Source organism: Cryobacterium sp. Hh11, from assembly GCF_004404045.1.
In the GTDB taxonomy this organism is placed as follows: Bacteria; Actinomycetota; Actinomycetes; order Actinomycetales; family Microbacteriaceae; genus Cryobacterium; species Cryobacterium levicorallinum.
Window position 1 is genome coordinate 76284 of sequence record NZ_SOHF01000019.1, and the last position, 15152, is coordinate 91435.

Sequence of the window (15152 nt, forward strand, 5' to 3'; positions counted from 1 at the left end):
GCTTTCGAGTTCAGACTCTAGTACTCGCGGCGCGGAGCGCGCGGCGGGCGGTCGCCCTGCTCGGCGGAGCGTGAGGCTCCGCCCTTGTCGGCACGCAGCTCGATCAGCTTGCCGCTGATGCGGGTGTTCTCCAGCTTGGAGAACACGTCGCCCGCGAGGTCAGCGGGAAGCTCGACCAGGGAGAACTCCGGCAGAATCTTAATGTGGCCGAAGTCGTCGCGGCTCAGGCCACCCTCGTTGGCGAGGGCGCCGACGATCTGACGCGGCTCCACCTTGTGACGCTTGCCGACCTCGATGCGGTACTGGGCCATCGGCTTGCCGCTGGAGCGAATCGGGCGTTCGCTGCGAACCGGACGATCGTCGCGGGCGCCGTAGCTGCCCCGATCGTCCCGGCTGCCACGGTCGTCGCGACCAAAACGGTCTGAGCGGTCGGGGCGGTCCGAACGGCCGCCGCGCTCCGGACGATCGCCGCGCTGCTCGGAGCGTTCGACCCGCTCGTCGCGTTCGAGGCGCTGCTGGGCGCGAACATCCTCGGCTGAGAGCAGCAGGGGCGTCTCGCCCTGTCCGACCACGGCGAGGGCCGCAGCCACGTCGACCTCGGGCACGTCGTGGTGCGACACGTAGTGCGCGATGATGTCGCGGAACTTGCTGATGCGGTCGGTTTCGTCGAGCGCCGCGGTGATGGCGTCGTCGAAGCGCGTCAGGCGCGTCACGTTGACGTCCTCAACGCTCGGCAGCTGCATCTGGGTCAGTGGCTGGCGGGTGGCCTTCTCGATCGCGGTGAGCAGGCGGCGCTCGCGCGGCGTGACGAAGCTGATCGCTGCGCCCGAGCGGCCCGCACGGCCGGTACGGCCGATGCGGTGCACATACGACTCGGTGTCGATGGGAATGTCGTAGTTGACCACGTGGCTGATGCGCTCGACGTCGAGGCCGCGAGCGGCGACATCCGTTGCGACGAGAATGTCGAGCTTGCCGCTCTTGAGCTGGTTGATGGTGCGTTCGCGCTGCACCTGTTGCACGTCACCGTTGATCGCCATGGCGGAATAACCGCGCGCACGCAGCTTCTCGGCCAGCAACTCGGTCTCGTTCTTGGTGCGGGCGAAGATGATCATGCCCTCGAAGTTCTCAACCTCGAGAATGCGGGTGAGCGCATCGAGCTTCTGTGGGTACGACACCATCAGGTAGCGCTGGGTGGTGTTCGCGCTGGTCGTGGTCTTGCTCTTGACCGTGATCTCTTCGGGATCGTGCAGGTACTTCTTGGAGATGCGGCGAATCTGAGCCGGCATCGTGGCCGAGAACAGTGCGACCTGCTTGTCGTCTGGGGTATCGGCGAGAATCGTCTCGATGTCCTCGACGAAGCCCATGTTGAGCATCTCGTCGGCCTCATCGAGCACCAAAAACTTCAGCTCTGAGAGGTCGAGGGTGCCCTTGGCGAGGTGGTCCATGATTCGACCGGGAGTACCGACGACGATGTGCACCCCACGGCGCAGGGCCGACAGCTGCTGGCCGTAGCCCTGTCCGCCGTAGACCGGCAGCACGTGCACGCCGCGCATGTGGGCGGCGTACTTCTCGAACGCCTCACAGACCTGCAGCGCGAGCTCACGCGTGGGCGCAAGCACGAGGGCCTGCGGGTTCTTCTGGGACAGGTCGAGCCGGTTCAGAATCGGCAGCGCGAACGCGGCCGTCTTGCCGGTACCGGTCTGGGCGAGTCCGACAACGTCCAGACCCTTCAGCAACGGGGGAATAGTGGCGGCCTGAATGGCCGAGGGGGTTTCGTAGCCGACGGCTTTGAGCGCCTTGAGCATGGCGTCATTGAGCCCGAGATCGGCAAATGTCTTGGTTGCAGTGGCAGTTTCTGCCTCGTTCTGCGCTGTGGTGTCTGGTGCGGTCATAGTACCAACGGTAGTCGAAGACAGGGCCCCCGGTGTAAAGGCTCGTCGACGACCCTTAGAGCGGATGCCCGGGGCCGCAGCATCCGCTTTCTTCCGCCGACGTCTGCTCGTCTGGGCCATCCGGACCGCGGCCAATAGGGTCGGTATCGGACCGGTCTGGAAACGGTCGACGGCGGTCACCCCGGGGCTAGTTCACAGCACGGGCGCCTCTGTGAGACTGGACCCATGGAACAACGCGTGAACTTCATTACCCTGGCCACGAGCGACCTCGAGGCCGTACGCACGTTTTATCGCGACGGCCTCGGCTGGACGCCGCTCGTGGACGTTCCCGGTGAGATCGTGTTCTTCCAGGTCGGACCCGGCCTGATGCTTGGGCTCTTCGATGCCGAGAAATTCGACGCAGACCTGCACCGCGAACACACGACCACCGGCGCGACCGGCGTCACCCTCTCGCACAACCTTGACAGCCGGGACGAAGTCACCACAACGGTTGCGGCGATGGCGGCCGCTGGCGGTACCGTACTCAAGCCCGCTCAGGACGGCGCGTTCGGCGGCATCTTCCACGGCCACGTCGCCGACCCGAACGGCGTCATCTGGGAGATCGCGCACAACCCCGGCTGGCACGTCGACGACGATGGAACCGTCTCGTTCGGCTAGGGCCTAAGCCTTCAGGAACGCGATTGCCGCCTCGCGGAAGGCGCGTGACGTTGGCGCGTTGAAGTGATTGCGGCCCGGAATCTCAAAGAAGCCACCGTTCGGCGTCACCTCGGCCAGCGCGCGCGACGCATCCAGAATGCTGTCTTCGCTTCCGGTCGCGAACAGCAGTGGCTGCTCTGGGGCGTTCGCAGCGCCGGGCTGCGGGCCGCCGCGCATACCCTCGACGAGGGCGACGAGGGCCGCGAGATCGTTGCCCGGCAACGCCTTCGCCATCGTGAGGTAGGCGCCGGTGAGCCGGTCGGTGACGTCGGCTCCGTGTTCGAGGTGGGCGCGGGCATCCGCTATTTGAAAGCGTTTGAGCGGGTCACCGTCGGGGATGCCGCCAAGAACGGCGTGCGTGATGCGGCCGCCGAGATCGCGGGCGGCCTGCCAGCCGACCCGTGCACCGAGGGAGTAGCCGACGTAGCGCACCTCGGTGAGCAGGTACGCGTCGAGTACGGCTTCGACGTCGGCGACGAGCAGCTCCATCGTGTACGCGTCGGGGGAGTGCGGCTTGTCGCTGGCGCCGTGGCCGCGCTGGTCGATGCCGATCACGTGAAAGCCAGCCCGGGTCAGGTCACGGGTCCATCCCGTGGCGTGCCAGTTGGCGATCGCACTCGAGGCGAAGCCGTGCACGACGAACACGGTCGGGTGCTCCGGGTCGCCGAGCTCGTAGGTGGCGAGCTGCACGCCGTCCGGCGACAGAACGAAAAGGTGCTCGGGGGCGGTTCGGTGCGACATTCCCCCATTTCACCACGGATGCCGCGGCCCCGGTTCCCCAGAGTCGCCCGGACTAGTGAGTTCTCGCGGGCGTCCCATCGATTCAGACTCGTACCCGCGCGTCACGCATATTCTAATAAATAATATGGATGAGTAAACAAAACGTTTACTCAGAGATATATTGTTTTAGTTATGGACCTTTCTGCGAATCCTTTTAGGCCTGGTGCTGGAAGAGTTCCGCCGGTACTTGCTGGTCGGGCCGCCCTCCTGAGCGAATTCCGAACCCGGCTCTACCAGGCGCGAGAATCCGGCGAGGGGGAACGACCTTGGATTCTCTCCGGGCTCCGCGGAGTGGGTAAGACCGTTTTGCTCAATCAGCTGGGGCGTGATGCCGCCGATCTCAAGCTCATCTTCGTCAAGGTTGAAGCCTCGAGTAGTCAACCCTTGGCCGCCGCATTGGCCAAGGAACTGTACTTGGCTCTGCGCCGTCTCCTCTCGACTTCAGACCGTGCTCGGGCGCTGTGGTCGAGAGCTGCACGTGTTCTGCGTTCGTTCCAAGTGCGGGTTGACCCGTCTGGCACCTACTCCTTCGCATTCGACATCGAACCCGAGCGCGGTGTTGCCGACAGCGGAGATCTGGCCGTTGACCTGCAGGAGCTGTTGGAAACTCTCGGACTGGCCGCCCGTGAAGCAAACTCGGTTCTCCTTTTGGCAGTCGATGAACTTCAAGAGGCATCGACCGAGGACCTCGCCGCGTTGAATGTTGCCCTGCACAACCTCGGGCAGGATGTGTTTCCCGTCCCGGTCGTCTTTGTCGGAGCCGGACTACCTTCCCTCCCCGCGGTGCTCGCCGATGCGACGAGCTACGCGGAGCGGCTCTACGATTACCGACAGATCGGACTGCTGGACACGGCCGCAACCATGGACGCGCTCACTGGCCCCGCACGCGCTCACGGAGTCGCGTGGGATGTCGATGCCCTGGACTCCGCAGTGACGGCCACCGGTGGGTACCCCTATTTCATCCAAGCGTGCGGAAGTCATGTGTGGTCCGTTCGGGCAACAGACATTATCAACCTGGACGATGCCCGAATCGGCATTGAGGCGGCACGAATTGAGGTTGAACAAGGGCTTTACCAATCGAGATGGGAACGAGCGACCCCCACCCAGCGTGCCTTTATGTCGGCGATGGCAGTCGATGACGATGCCCCCTCGTCCATGGCCGAACTCGTCACCAGGCTTCAAAAAAAGCGCACCACCGATCTTTCCGTCAACCGTCGAGACCTGATCCGAAGTGGGCACATTTACACGCCCGAACGGGGTTATGTCGCCTTTACAGTGCCCGGCATGTCCGGTTTCATCGTCCGACAAAGCGACTAACCGTTTCGTCGATGCCGGCGCGCCGGTTCCCCGGATTCGCTCGAACTGCCCTATTCGCAGTGGTGCGCGAAGACTATTCTGGGCGACAAACAGGCCGTCCACGCCCGGGGTCGCGTGCTGCGGAACGCCCTGCCACGCCAGGGAAACCCTGTTTCGTGGCGGTCGGGAGCGGGTCGCGCTCCAGGGTCGGGTGGTGATCATCGTGGATGACGGCATCGCAACGGGTGCCAACGCGCGAGTCGCCTGCCAGGTGGCTCGACGGCTCGGCGCTCGCCGGGTGGTGGTGGCAGGCCCCGGTTATGCTGGAGACACATTTTAGCGAGCGGGAGCAGTCAGTGAACGAGAACACATCCGGGCCCAGCCCGCAGGTCATCGAGGGCGTTTTCGACCTCGCCCGCGACGGCTTGACCGGTCCGCTGGGTGAAATGCTCGACGCCGGGGTACCCATCAATATGGTCAACCCGCGCGGAGACACGCTGTTGATCGTCGCGGCCTATCAGCAGCACCCCGAGACCGTCGCGGACCTGCTGCGCCGCGGGGCGGACGCATCCGCAATTAATGCGATGGGCCAAACCGCCATCTCGTGCGCGGTCTTTCGCAACAATGAGGCGATTCTGAAGTTGCTCCTCGAAGCGGATGCAGACCCTCGCCTCGGCACACACAGTGGCGTCGCCATCGCCGACCAGTTCGGGCTGCCGCGCATGCGCGAGATCATCGAGTCGTACCCGCGCGACTGAAAGCCAGGAAGGGCGCCTCCCGAAGGGGAGACGCCCTGGCTGCTAAGCGGTTTGGCTAGCGACCGAGGCCGAGTCCGAGATCGCCGAGAACGTCGTTGACGATCGAGTCGACCGAGCCGCCGATGTCACCACTGTCGATGTCGCCGCCATCAACGCCATCAATGTCGGTGCCGTTACCGGCGTCGACCGGAGCCTCGATCGGTGCGACCACGTCGGTGCCGTTCCCGACGGATGCGTCATTGCCGACCTCGTTGCCCGAGGCGACATCGCCGATGTCGTTCGTGAGCGAGTCGTCAATGAGGGGGCCGTTGACGACGCCACCGTTCAAGGTGCCACCGTTGCCGACGGAGGTGTCGTTGCCGAGCACACCGTTGCCGGTCGCCTCGTTGCCGGAGAAGTTGAACAGGTCACCGATGATGTCCAGGCGGTTCTGTTCGGAGGAGTTGTCGGTGCTCGTGCTCGTCGTGGTGCTCGTGCTGTCGCCGGTGAAGGCCTGCGCGGGAGCGACGAAACCACCGATGATGAGAGCGGATGCCGCAGCGCCGGTGATTCCCAGCGCCGTGATCTTGCGAACGTTCGTGTGCTTCGTGATCGTATTCATGAGAGCTCCTAATCGTTGTTCTGTTCCAGCCTCGAGTTGTTTTCGGGCCGCACAGATGGTCCGGAGCCCCGGCGATCCGGGTTTGGTCGACTCCCCCATAACGGGGGTCGTGAACCGTACGGCACGCTCATGTTGCGAGCGCAGATCGCCGCGACGAGCGGCATCCACTCGTCGTCGCGGCAAAACCTGAGAAGACGCTGGCAGCCGCACTCTGAAAGAGAGGCAGTGCCGGAAGCGGCAGCACCTGCGGTGGCTCAACTCCCAAGTGGCCCAGTGGCAGGAGGTTCGGTCGGTCCAGCCAGGCGAGCACCTGCGGTACGCATATGCGTCACCATTGCGGTGGCGGCCGCTTCGGAATCACCCGCGGCGATAGCCTCATAGACGGCGGTGTGTTCCACAATGGCCAATCTTGCGTGCTCGTCGTCTTGAACAGACCGGTCCGACCAGACACGCAGGAGCGAGCGGATGCTCTGCAGCAGATCCAGAAGTACCGTGTTGTCGGTGCTCTGCGCCAGTTCCAGATGAAACTGGAGATCAGCTTCGACAAACGCCGAGAGGTCGGCTGCGGACAGTCGCATTTTCTCCAGATGGCCGTGCAGACGCGCGATCGCAGCGGGGGGGCATCCGTTCGGTGGCGCGGTCGGCGTCTGCGGATCCGACGTTCATTTCTGGCACGATGGTCGTCTTGGTGACTGGATCGTTGATGAGCCCCTCGTCCTCGGACACGAATCGGGCGGTCGAATCGTTGCCGTTGGGCGAGCCATCAACCCGGAACGGGTGGGTGAACGGGTGTCCATTCTTGAGCCCCTGTCGGTAGCGATCGCCACCGCCCAAAAGGGCGGCATGACCATCGGTACCCGTGTTCTCATCACCGGTGCTGGTCCGATCGGCATCATCACCGCGCAGGTCGCTCGTGCCTATGGGGCCAGCGAGATCATCATCTCGGATGTGAGCCCCGCACGCCGAGCGCAAGCGCTGATCTTTGGTGCGACCCGGGCAATCGACCCGCTCGTTGAAGACATCGCGACGCTGGGACTCGCGGTGGACGTGTTTGTGGATGCCTCGGGTGCAGCGAGCGCCGTGCAATCGGGCCTGCGAGCCGTTCGCGCGGGGGAGTCGTCGTGCTCGTGGGAATGGGCGCGGGGGAGATTGCCCTGCCGATTTACGTCATCCAGCACCGTAAACTCATCGGCACGGGCATCTTTCGGTACGCCAACACCTGGCCGACGGCCATCGAATTGGTGAGTCGAGGCCTCGTTGATCTGGATTCCCTCGTCACCGGCCATTTCGACCTCGACCAGGTTGACGCTGCCCTCCGTTCGACGACACAACCGGGTGTTCTGAAATCCATCGTGACCCCCAACCCGACCGCGCGATGACGGCGGCACCTGAGCGACCGGTGCTCCTGCCGAGCAACCAGCCAGCGAACCGGTTCTACGCCGGTGGGCCCAAAATTCGCGCCTTCCGGCACGAGGAGGGAAGCATTGATCATGTTCCCGAAGATTGGGTTGCATCGACCACAATGATTTTCGGTGAGAAGGACATTGGGCTGACCGAGCTTCCGACCGGGGAACGACTCCGCGACGCTGTTCTCGGTGACCCGGTCGGTTGGTTGGGCCGTGACCACCATGCACAGTTCGGTGCCGGTGTCTTTATCGTTGAGGTGCAGGAGCCCGAAGACATGTCCGTGCTGCTCGAATGGAAAGGCTTTGCGATCGATGGGCCGCGGCACGGCCACCTCGGGATTGGTGTCGAGAAAGCTTTGGAGGCGACCGACCGTCACGGGTGGTCAGTGGCGGAGCTCGAAACGCTCCTCGTGCACGCTGGCACCGGCGGGCACACCCTGGTGCCGCAGGCCGGATCCTACTTTCGTGCGGAACACAGGTCGGTAGCGGGGGAGACCGTGCTGGAGGCAGACTTCAGCATTCTCGTGATCCTCTCCCGGAGCGGTCATCTCACCGCGGCGAACGGGTCCCACGTTGTTCTCGAGCAGGGGCTCACGATTCTCACGCCACACAATATCGGTGAGCTCACCATAACCGGTGAGCTGACGCTGCTGCGGTGTCGTCCGCCGATGCCCGATCAGGCGCGATAGTCCGATCTCATCCGAGGAGCAGCTGCTGCGTCAGCCGAGTAGGTCGACCACGCGGTCGCGCAGCAGGTTGCTGCGCTCGGTGAAGCCGCGCTGCCGACGCACGTACTCGGCCTTGCCCGCGGCGGTCTCGACCTCGACCGGCGTATAGCCCCAGTCGGCGAGGTCGTAGGGGGAGGCCTCCATGTCGAGCTGGCGGATGTCGCGCGCAAGCTCGAAGGCGTCCAGCAGGACCTCGCCGGGAACCAGGGGGCCGAGCTTGATCACCCACTTGTAGATGTCCATGCCGGCGTGCAGGCAGCCCGGCTGCTCCAACGTCGGCTGATTCTCCCGCGACGGTTGCAGCTGATTGAGCGGCAGGGCGGCCGGGGTGAAGAACCGAAACGCATCGAAGTGGCTGCAGGCCACGCGGTTGCCGTCGACGACGGCGTCGGTGTCGCTCTGGCCGAGGCGCAGCGGCGCGACATGCCGGTGCTCACCCTGACGGTAGACCATCGCCCACTCGTGCATTCCGAAACAGCCGAAGTGGGCTGGCCGCTGCCGGGTCGCGGAGAGGAGTGTTCCGATGAAGCGGATGACGCGCTCATTTTTCGCGGAGAAGGCGGCGGCATCCACTTGGCTGGCGCTGCCCGTGCTGCGGTACCACTTCCACGTTGCGCGGGGCAGATCGGCCGCGCCCTGGAGCAGCACGCCGGCGCCGGGATGCCAGCGGCGCAGCAGGCCCGGGCGAAATGGATAGTAGGTGAACAGAAAATCGTCGACCGGATGCGTCTGGCCGGTTGCCGCGCGCTCTCGGCGGCCGCGAGTGAAGGCGTCGGCGCGTTCCTCGTGAACCTGCTCGAGGCCCCGCCACTCGTCGGTCCCGAGCTCCTGGGTCTGGTCAGTACGTCGCACCCGTCGACACTACGCCGTCAACCCTGAAGATGCTGGCTGCCCAGGCCGATGGCAGTCAGCAGGATGCCTGGCGCTGGAACCTCTACATCAACGTCGTCATCGCCGTGGTCGCCTCGGCGATGGTCAACACCAGCTAGCAGATCGGCGGTTCCCTCGGAACGGCGTTGCTCAATACCCTCGCCGCCACGGCGGCCACCCACTACGTCGCCGATCACCTGCCCGCAACGGCCGCGTTTGCCGCCCAGGCTGCTGTTGACGGCTATTCCGTGGCTTACTGGTGGGGTGCAGGGGTCGTCTTGGGCGGTGCGATCATCGCGGCCTTGCTGTTTCGTCGCATCGGGCACGGCCTCTCGCTCCGCCACTGACCTTTGCAGAAAGCGGACACCGCGACCGGGGCGTTGCGCCCAGCGCGGTGGCGCTTACTTCTCCCAGTGTGGTTTCTCGGCGGGGGTGGCGGCGCGGTTTTGGCCGGCGGGGCGCCAGGTTTGGGTGGGGTCGAAGATGAGGGGGCCGCGCACCCAGGGGCGTCCGTGTCGCATGTCGATGTCCCAGCCGGATGTTTCGATGCTGGCATGGCCGGCGTTGCAGATGAGAACGGCGTTGTCGATGTCCGTGAGGCCGCCCTTACTCCAGGGAATAACGTGGTGAGCCTGCGTGAGGTGCGGTGGCACGGTGCAGCCGGGGATGACACAGCCACCATCACGGGCCGCTAATGCTCGGCGTTGGCTGTTGGTGAAGAATCGGTTGGTGGTGCCGAGGTGCAATACCTGACCCTGGTGGCCGAACAACGCGGGCTGATAGCCGCCGGCGCAGACGAGTTCGTCGACTTGTTTGACACTGAGGGGGCCGTCGATGCCGTCGATCCAGCCGGCGCCGCGCCCGGCGAGGAGGTCGTCGATGTGGATGTGCACCAGCACCGTTGGTGCCGCGCCGCCCATCGTCGGGGTTCCCGGCTGTCGAGCGGCCGCTTCGAACACCGCGCGGAGGATCCCGGCCTGCTTCTCACCGATCGAGCGGATGTCGCCGGGTTCCTGCGGGCAAGGACTGAGCACCTGGCCGCTGCTTGCTCCAGTCCGCTCGTCGCGGCCTGCGTGCTGGCCGTGCTGGCTGTCGGTCTGCTGGTCGGTCTGCTTGTCGGCTTCGCAGTGCTCTGCCGGTGCGTGGTTCTCGGCCTGGTCGCCGCCGTCAGCGTCGGCGGCAGCTGCGAGGCCGTCGCTGCCGTCGCTGATGTCGCTGCCATCGACGCTGGTGCTGTCCGTGCCGTCTTCAGCGGACGGTTCGCTCGCGTGGAACGCGACCGTGGGACGCGGGGCAGCGCCGGGAACGGGGTTGGCGGCGGCGGAGGAGAGGTAGGCGTCGAAAACGGTGCTGATGATGGCGCGGTCGAGGGTGGTCATCCAGCCGGAGAGGCTGTAGCCCCCGTTCGCCAGCCCACCAAAGGAGAGCCAGCTGTGCCGCTCCGCCGCAGCCTCACCAGGCGCGGACCCGTCGGGCGCGAGGCGCGCCTGCCACGCAATGCCCTGCTGGCGCAGCAACTCCGGCGCGAACGCAATCCCCGCACCGGGAAGCCCCTCGGTCTCTGGCGTGATCGCACCGGACCCACTCGCCACGAGAGAGCGTTCGACCCGGTCGAGGTCATCGACCAGAACCGAGGGGCGTAGGCCGTCGAGGACGGACACGATCACGCGGGCCTGCTCGACGCCGAGCTCCCCGCCCTGCAGAGCTTCCCCGACAACGGGATAGGTGGGCGTCAGGGGCAGACCCAGCAGCATCCGCTCACCCGCAGCCTTACCCAGCGACGCACGCTGCCGCACCTCACTGCGCGAGATCCGGGCCAGGGTCGAAACCAACAGGAGGCCGCTACGGCAGCCCAGCCGGCGCGCCAGAGACACCGCGCCAACCGCTTCAATCTCGGTCTGCTGAGCCGTTTTCGCGGTGGCCTTCTTCGCCACGGACTTATCAAGGTACTCGGAACGACGGAGCACATCCGTCGTCGACAGCACCCGGGCCCCATCAACAACCCGACCCACACTTTCCAGCGCGAGCAACATGCTCAAGGATTCTTCATCACCGAGCAGCCCGAAGGACAGCCCACCCAACGCCGCCAACAACGCATCCCGCGCCTGCTCCACCGCCACAATAGTGGGGTTCGAACTGACCTCGCTCGGGTTGTCCATGAACATGGGCGCCATTGCCTCCTTCCCATGATTCTACCTCAAATCGAACACAAAAGCGAGAGAAACTCAGGTAAATTTCTACACGAACTTCGGTGCCACAGCGAGTTGGCGGAGCTTCCCCGCGCCGGAAGGCCCTGAATCACGTTCGATTGAAAGGTTCGTGCCATCGGAGGCGTTGCGGTGACGCGAGCGACAAATAAAAATAACTATCGAAACTCTGTCACCATTTTCTGCAGGGCAGATTCGGCCGATTGGAATGGCGTCCCGATCCACAAGCAGCGTGTGCAGCCATGCCGTGCCGATGTTGCGAACGCGGTCCCCGCTGGTTGACAGACCAGGACCAGGAACAGTGCGCGCCGGCGCAACCCTACGGCCGGCGCAGAGGACTGTAGGGGCACCGGCGCAACGCAGCCGCAATGGGAACCGCAACGCATCCGCAACCGCCGGCAAAGTGGACGCGCAGGCGCAGCCGCACCGCAACCGCAACCGCCGGCATAGTGGCCGCGCAGGCGCAGGAGCGCCCCGGACGCGCAGGCCCAGGCGGAGCCCTCCAGCGCCGCCGTTACGCGGCCAGGGGAGTGGGCTCCACACTCCAGCGGATGGCGCGGACGCCGGCCCGGGTGCCGTGCGGCTCGCCGCCGTGGCCGCGCAGGCGGCGGCACTCCACGAGGTCCGCGGCCGGGGTGATGTGCGGGTCGCGGCAGGAGCTGTCGTAGCCGGTGTAGTCGATTTCAAGCAGGAGTTGGTCGTCGGTCATGGTTGTGGTTCCACTTCAGCGGGGCATCTCGTCGGAGCTGCCGGGCGAATGCACCTACCGGAGCAGGCGTTTGCCTCGAATTGATCGTGCGCGAATTGTTGGCACGCGATCGGGATCGAAACCCGATGTCACTCTCCGGCGATGCTGGCGGAGCTGGTCTATGCGTACGAGGCTAGGTCGCCCGGGTACGGATTGTCTGCAAGAAGGCGAAAATGTTTCAGTTCGTTACCTGATGGAAATGCCTCTTGCCCATTTCGGGTAGCGGGTAACGATTTGCGCGCGCCAGCGTTGCCCCCAGTATGACTATTCCGCTGTCCATTCTTGACCTCGCTCCGATTGCCCCCGGGCAGACTGCCCGTGAAGGCTTCGCGGCGAGTGTCGCTCTCGCCCAGACCGCCGAGAAACATGGGTATGAGCGCGTTTGGTATGCAGAGCACCACAATATGCCGACCATCGGATCGTCGGCCACGAGCATTCTGATCGGCCACGTCGCCGGCCAGACCAGCACAATTCGTCTCGGGTCCGGCGGCGTCATGCTGCCCAACCACTCGCCGCTCGTGATCGCCGAGCAGTACGGCACCCTCGCCGAGCTCTACCCCGATCGCATTGACCTGGGGTTGGGCCGGGCGCCCGGCAGCGACCAGACCACCGCTCGGGCGATGCGACGCGATCCGCGTGCCTCCGACCAGTTTCCCCAGGACGTCATGGAACTGCAGGCTTACCTGCGCGGCCAGTCGATCGTGCCCGGTGTGCAGGCGGTTCCCGGGGCCGGCACCAACGTTCCGCTGTACATTCTCGGCTCCTCGCTGTTCGGCGCCGGTCTCGCCGCCGCACTTGGCCTGCCCTACGCCTTCGCCTCGCACTTCGCGCCGGACGCGCTGCACGAAGCCATCGCGCTCTACCGCCGCGACTTCAGGCCCTCGGAGCAGCTCGCCGCCCCGCACCTCATCGTTGCCGCCAACGTGATCGCGGCCGATGAGAAAGCGGATGCTGTGGCGCAGTTTGACACGACCCGTCGCATCCGGGTGCGCGGCATGCTCTCCCGCGGACCGGCCACGCCCGAGTACAGCGACGACCAGATCGACGTCTTCCTGACCACCCCGGAGGGCCGGAACATCGCCAACATGATGCGCTACTCGGCCGTCGGAACGGCGGACGAGGTGCGCGCCTACCTCGAGGAATTCGCCGAGGGAACCGGGGCCGATGAGCTCATTCTGGCCCACCAGTCGCCGCGGATCGAGGAACGCCTGCGGTCGGTCGAGCTGACCGCCGATGCGATGAATCTTGTCGCGGCCTAGATTGGCCTGATGACCCCGGACGCGCTCGTCGACCTGTGTCTGAGCCTGCCTCAGGCTGTTGAGACCTTTCCCTTCGGCGAGGAGACGAGCGTGTTCAAAACCAGCGGCAACGGCAAGATTTTTGCCCTTGCTGCCCTGGCCGGCGACCCGCTGACGGTCTCACTAAAGTGTGATCCGGAGGAAAGCCGCGCGCTGCGTGAGGAGTTTCCCGCGTGGATCACGCCGGGGTATCACCTCAATAAGAAGCACTGGATCACGATTGTGCTCGATGGCCATGTGCCCCGCGAGCTCGTCGAAGAGCTGCTGCGGGACAGCCACGCTCTCGTGCGGCCGAGAGTTCCCCGGGCGCAGCAACGTCCCAACGTCGACGAGACGTGAGTTACAGGCCGTTGAAATCAGGTTGAGACTCACGGGTCGGCGAACGGATGCCGCCAAATCACACCTCGGCGAGCGGTTCGCCCAGTGGGTCGGCCGCGCCGAGGTCGGCCAGCGCCATGCCGCCGACCGGGAGGCCGGCCCAAGACAGCAGGGTCCAACCGTCCTCTGGCGAGCCGGTGAGCTCGACCACACCGGTGTTATCGAGCTCGTTCTCACTGGCGAAAGTGGGCGGCACGTTCTGGGCACGCGCGGCCGTCCACACCCGAATCGCCGCGCCGTGGCTGAACACCGCCGCCACTTCCGAGCGCCCTGCCGCCGCAGCAATGTCTACGTCGAACCGACGCAGGAAATCGTGGCCGTCGTGAGCACCCGGCATCCGCTTTTCAAGATCGCCGGAACCCCAGGCCACCGCGGTCTCCAGATAGGCACGAACGGATGCCCGATCACGCAGACCCTCGAGCGACCCGGCTTCGATCTCGTGCAAACCCCCGGCGACCTGCAGCTCTAGACCGCGGTCGGCGGCGAGCGGATGCGCCGTTAGCTGGGTGCGCAGGAGCGTTGATACGAAGATGGCGTCGATCGGGTCGGAGCGCAGGGCATCGGGAATCGCAGCGGCCTGGCGCAGACCGAGATCGGTCAGTCCCGGACCGGGATGCGCGGTGTCGAGCCGCCCGAGAACGTTGCCGGGAGTCTGGCCGTGACGGATCAAAAGAAGTCGCATGGTCCATCCAGCATAAGCATCGAGCCTGAATGGCGAGCGGTTCGCGGCGCGGGCACGCAGCAGACAGTGGCAGCATGGGACACACACCCACGACCGGTCAAACAGGAAGCAGCCCCATGACGATCATCAAAATCAACGCCATCACCGTGCCGAGCGATGGCGGCGACGAGCTCGCCCAGCGCTTCGCCGCCCGCGCCGGTGCCGTCGACGACCGCCCCGGTTTTGAGGGCTTCGAACTGCTCAAGCCGACCGACGACCGCCTGACCTGGCTTGTCGTGACCCGCTGGGCCGACGAGGAATCCTTTCAGGCCTGGCTCACCTCGCCGTCCTTCGCGCACGGACACCGCAGCGAGACGCCGAAAGACGGCGAGCCGGCCGCGCGCCCGGTCGGTGTGAGCAGCGAGCTGTGGTCCTACGCCATCGCCGGTGGAACCGGGCGCTGACGATGTCTGGCGGCACGGCAGAAGCGGTCGCGCACCTCGGATAGTGCCTTAGATGTCCGTGGCGATTTCGAACTTGGTTAGCAGGGGCGGGCCGGCCAGGACTGCTCCGAGGGGTGATTTTCCTGGCCCGGCTCGAAAGGTGCGGTAGGCGGCGTCGTGTTCCAGTGACGCCCACTTCTCCACGAGTACGAAGTGGGTGGGGTCTTCGGTATCGACGAGGACATCCACGCCAAGACATCCATTGAAGGCTCTGGTAACGATGAGAGTTTCGTGCAGGATGTCAGGAGCGTCAGCGAGAGACTCGGTTTTCACATGGATGTCGAGAAAAGCAGTGATGGGCACGAAAAGCTCCTTGCGGTTGAGGATGGG

General features: G+C 65.2%; 18 protein-coding genes. 9 read left to right on the plus strand and 9 right to left on the minus strand.

What is annotated here, in order from left to right; genetic code table 11:
• Positions 1-17: 17 nt before the first annotated feature.
• Complete coding sequence (locus E3T46_RS08675) at positions 18-1892, minus strand: DEAD/DEAH box helicase (RefSeq protein WP_134578246.1); 1875 nt, start codon at positions 1890-1892, stop codon at positions 18-20.
• 225 nt (positions 1893-2117) lie between these two features.
• Here E3T46_RS08675 and E3T46_RS08680 point away from each other — a divergent pair, with 225 nt between their 5' ends.
• Complete coding sequence (locus E3T46_RS08680; protein WP_134578247.1) at positions 2118-2549, plus strand: VOC family protein; 432 nt, start codon at positions 2118-2120, stop codon at positions 2547-2549.
• 3 nt (positions 2550-2552) lie between these two features.
• Here the strand turns inward: E3T46_RS08680 and E3T46_RS08685 are convergent, their stop codons facing one another.
• A complete protein-coding gene (locus tag E3T46_RS08685; protein ID WP_134444007.1) occupies positions 2553-3329 on the minus strand; it encodes an alpha/beta fold hydrolase in 777 nt (258 codons plus the stop codon).
• A 171-nt stretch (positions 3330-3500) separates the two neighbouring features.
• On the opposite strand from E3T46_RS08685, the gene E3T46_RS08690 reads away from it, so the two are divergent.
• Positions 3501-4685, plus strand: a complete 1185-nt coding sequence (locus tag E3T46_RS08690; RefSeq protein WP_134578248.1) for an ATP-binding protein — start codon at positions 3501-3503, stop codon at positions 4683-4685.
• A 335-nt stretch (positions 4686-5020) separates the two neighbouring features.
• Positions 5021-5422, plus strand: a complete 402-nt coding sequence (locus E3T46_RS08695) for an ankyrin repeat domain-containing protein (protein WP_198419155.1) — start codon at positions 5021-5023, stop codon at positions 5420-5422.
• Between the two features lie 55 nt (positions 5423-5477).
• On the opposite strand, the gene E3T46_RS08700 is transcribed toward E3T46_RS08695, so the two are convergent.
• Together E3T46_RS08700 and E3T46_RS08705 are read right to left on the minus strand one after the other, a co-directional pair.
• A complete protein-coding gene (locus E3T46_RS08700) occupies positions 5478-6023 on the minus strand; it encodes a hypothetical protein (protein ID WP_134578250.1) in 546 nt (181 codons plus the stop codon).
• Between the two features lie 254 nt (positions 6024-6277).
• Positions 6278-6631, minus strand: coding sequence for an FCD domain-containing protein (locus tag E3T46_RS08705; RefSeq protein WP_277870962.1), 354 nt, complete (start codon positions 6629-6631; stop codon positions 6278-6280).
• A 513-nt stretch (positions 6632-7144) separates the two neighbouring features.
• Between E3T46_RS08705 and E3T46_RS18435 the strand changes: the two genes are divergently transcribed.
• The gene (locus tag E3T46_RS18435; protein WP_241980550.1) at positions 7145-7402 is read left to right on the plus strand and encodes a hypothetical protein; all 258 of its coding nucleotides are present in this window, start codon (positions 7145-7147) and stop codon (positions 7400-7402) included.
• Positions 7399-8118, plus strand: a complete 720-nt coding sequence (locus E3T46_RS08715) for a hypothetical protein (protein ID WP_134578252.1) — start codon at positions 7399-7401, stop codon at positions 8116-8118. Before E3T46_RS18435 ends, E3T46_RS08715 begins: the two co-directional genes overlap by 4 nt.
• 30 nt (positions 8119-8148) lie before the next feature.
• Here E3T46_RS08715 and E3T46_RS08720 read toward each other — a convergent pair whose 3' ends face one another.
• Positions 8149-9009 carry a 3-methyladenine DNA glycosylase gene (locus E3T46_RS08720; protein ID WP_134578253.1) on the minus strand — a complete coding sequence of 287 codons (861 nt, stop codon included), beginning with the start codon at positions 9007-9009 and terminating at the stop codon, positions 8149-8151.
• A 164-nt stretch (positions 9010-9173) separates the two neighbouring features.
• Between E3T46_RS08720 and E3T46_RS08725 the strand changes: the two genes are divergently transcribed.
• On the plus strand, positions 9174-9374 hold the full coding sequence (locus E3T46_RS08725; protein ID WP_134578254.1) for a hypothetical protein: 201 nt from the start codon (positions 9174-9176) through the stop codon (positions 9372-9374).
• A gap of 54 nt (positions 9375-9428) precedes the next feature.
• Here the strand turns inward: E3T46_RS08725 and E3T46_RS08730 are convergent, their stop codons facing one another.
• Both E3T46_RS08730 and E3T46_RS08735 read right to left on the minus strand, forming a co-directional pair.
• Positions 9429-11201 (minus strand): HNH endonuclease signature motif containing protein, encoded by a 1773-nt coding sequence (locus tag E3T46_RS08730; protein WP_134578255.1) that lies wholly within the window; start codon positions 11199-11201, stop codon positions 9429-9431.
• Positions 11202-11748: 547 nt separating this feature from the next.
• Positions 11749-11943, minus strand: coding sequence for a hypothetical protein (locus E3T46_RS08735; RefSeq protein WP_134470921.1), 195 nt, complete (start codon positions 11941-11943; stop codon positions 11749-11751).
• A gap of 299 nt (positions 11944-12242) precedes the next feature.
• On the opposite strand from E3T46_RS08735, the gene E3T46_RS08740 reads away from it, so the two are divergent.
• Together E3T46_RS08740 and E3T46_RS08745 are read left to right on the plus strand one after the other, a co-directional pair.
• On the plus strand, positions 12243-13241 hold the full coding sequence (locus E3T46_RS08740) for an LLM class flavin-dependent oxidoreductase (protein ID WP_134578256.1): 999 nt from the start codon (positions 12243-12245) through the stop codon (positions 13239-13241).
• 9 nt (positions 13242-13250) lie between these two features.
• Entirely contained in the window at positions 13251-13619 is a 369-nt protein-coding gene (locus E3T46_RS08745; protein ID WP_104131124.1) for an MmcQ/YjbR family DNA-binding protein, read from the plus strand.
• 58 nt (positions 13620-13677) lie between these two features.
• Here E3T46_RS08745 and E3T46_RS08750 read toward each other — a convergent pair whose 3' ends face one another.
• A complete protein-coding gene (locus E3T46_RS08750; RefSeq protein ID WP_134444561.1) occupies positions 13678-14340 on the minus strand; it encodes a histidine phosphatase family protein in 663 nt (220 codons plus the stop codon).
• Positions 14341-14456: 116 nt separating this feature from the next.
• Here E3T46_RS08750 and E3T46_RS08755 point away from each other — a divergent pair, with 116 nt between their 5' ends.
• Entirely contained in the window at positions 14457-14783 is a 327-nt protein-coding gene (locus E3T46_RS08755; protein ID WP_092452218.1) for an antibiotic biosynthesis monooxygenase, read from the plus strand.
• A gap of 48 nt (positions 14784-14831) precedes the next feature.
• Here the strand turns inward: E3T46_RS08755 and E3T46_RS08760 are convergent, their stop codons facing one another.
• Positions 14832-15125, minus strand: a complete 294-nt coding sequence (locus E3T46_RS08760) for an antibiotic biosynthesis monooxygenase (protein ID WP_134578257.1) — start codon at positions 15123-15125, stop codon at positions 14832-14834.
• Positions 15126-15152: the final 27 nt, after the last annotated feature.

What these genes read in the sequence shown, in the direction of transcription:
- E3T46_RS08675 (WP_134578246.1), bottom strand. Translation starts at nt 1,892, where the DNA reads ATGACCGCACCAGACACCACAGCGCAGAACGAGGCAGAAACTGCCACT.
- E3T46_RS08680 (WP_134578247.1), top strand. Translation starts at nt 2,118, where the DNA reads ATGGAACAACGCGTGAACTTCATTACCCTGGCCACGAGCGACCTCGAG.
- E3T46_RS08685 (WP_134444007.1), bottom strand. Translation starts at nt 3,329, where the DNA reads ATGTCGCACCGAACCGCCCCCGAGCACCTTTTCGTTCTGTCGCCGGAC.
- E3T46_RS08690 (WP_134578248.1), top strand. Translation starts at nt 3,501, where the DNA reads ATGGACCTTTCTGCGAATCCTTTTAGGCCTGGTGCTGGAAGAGTTCCG.
- E3T46_RS08700 (WP_134578250.1), bottom strand. Translation starts at nt 6,023, where the DNA reads ATGAATACGATCACGAAGCACACGAACGTTCGCAAGATCACGGCGCTG.
- E3T46_RS08715 (WP_134578252.1), top strand. Translation starts at nt 7,399, where the DNA reads ATGACGGCGGCACCTGAGCGACCGGTGCTCCTGCCGAGCAACCAGCCA.
- E3T46_RS08730 (WP_134578255.1), bottom strand. Translation starts at nt 11,201, where the DNA reads ATGGCGCCCATGTTCATGGACAACCCGAGCGAGGTCAGTTCGAACCCC.
- E3T46_RS08735 (WP_134470921.1), bottom strand. Translation starts at nt 11,943, where the DNA reads ATGACCGACGACCAACTCCTGCTTGAAATCGACTACACCGGCTACGAC.
- E3T46_RS08740 (WP_134578256.1), top strand. Translation starts at nt 12,243, where the DNA reads ATGACTATTCCGCTGTCCATTCTTGACCTCGCTCCGATTGCCCCCGGG.
- E3T46_RS08745 (WP_104131124.1), top strand. Translation starts at nt 13,251, where the DNA reads ATGACCCCGGACGCGCTCGTCGACCTGTGTCTGAGCCTGCCTCAGGCT.
- E3T46_RS08750 (WP_134444561.1), bottom strand. Translation starts at nt 14,340, where the DNA reads ATGCGACTTCTTTTGATCCGTCACGGCCAGACTCCCGGCAACGTTCTC.
- E3T46_RS08755 (WP_092452218.1), top strand. Translation starts at nt 14,457, where the DNA reads ATGACGATCATCAAAATCAACGCCATCACCGTGCCGAGCGATGGCGGC.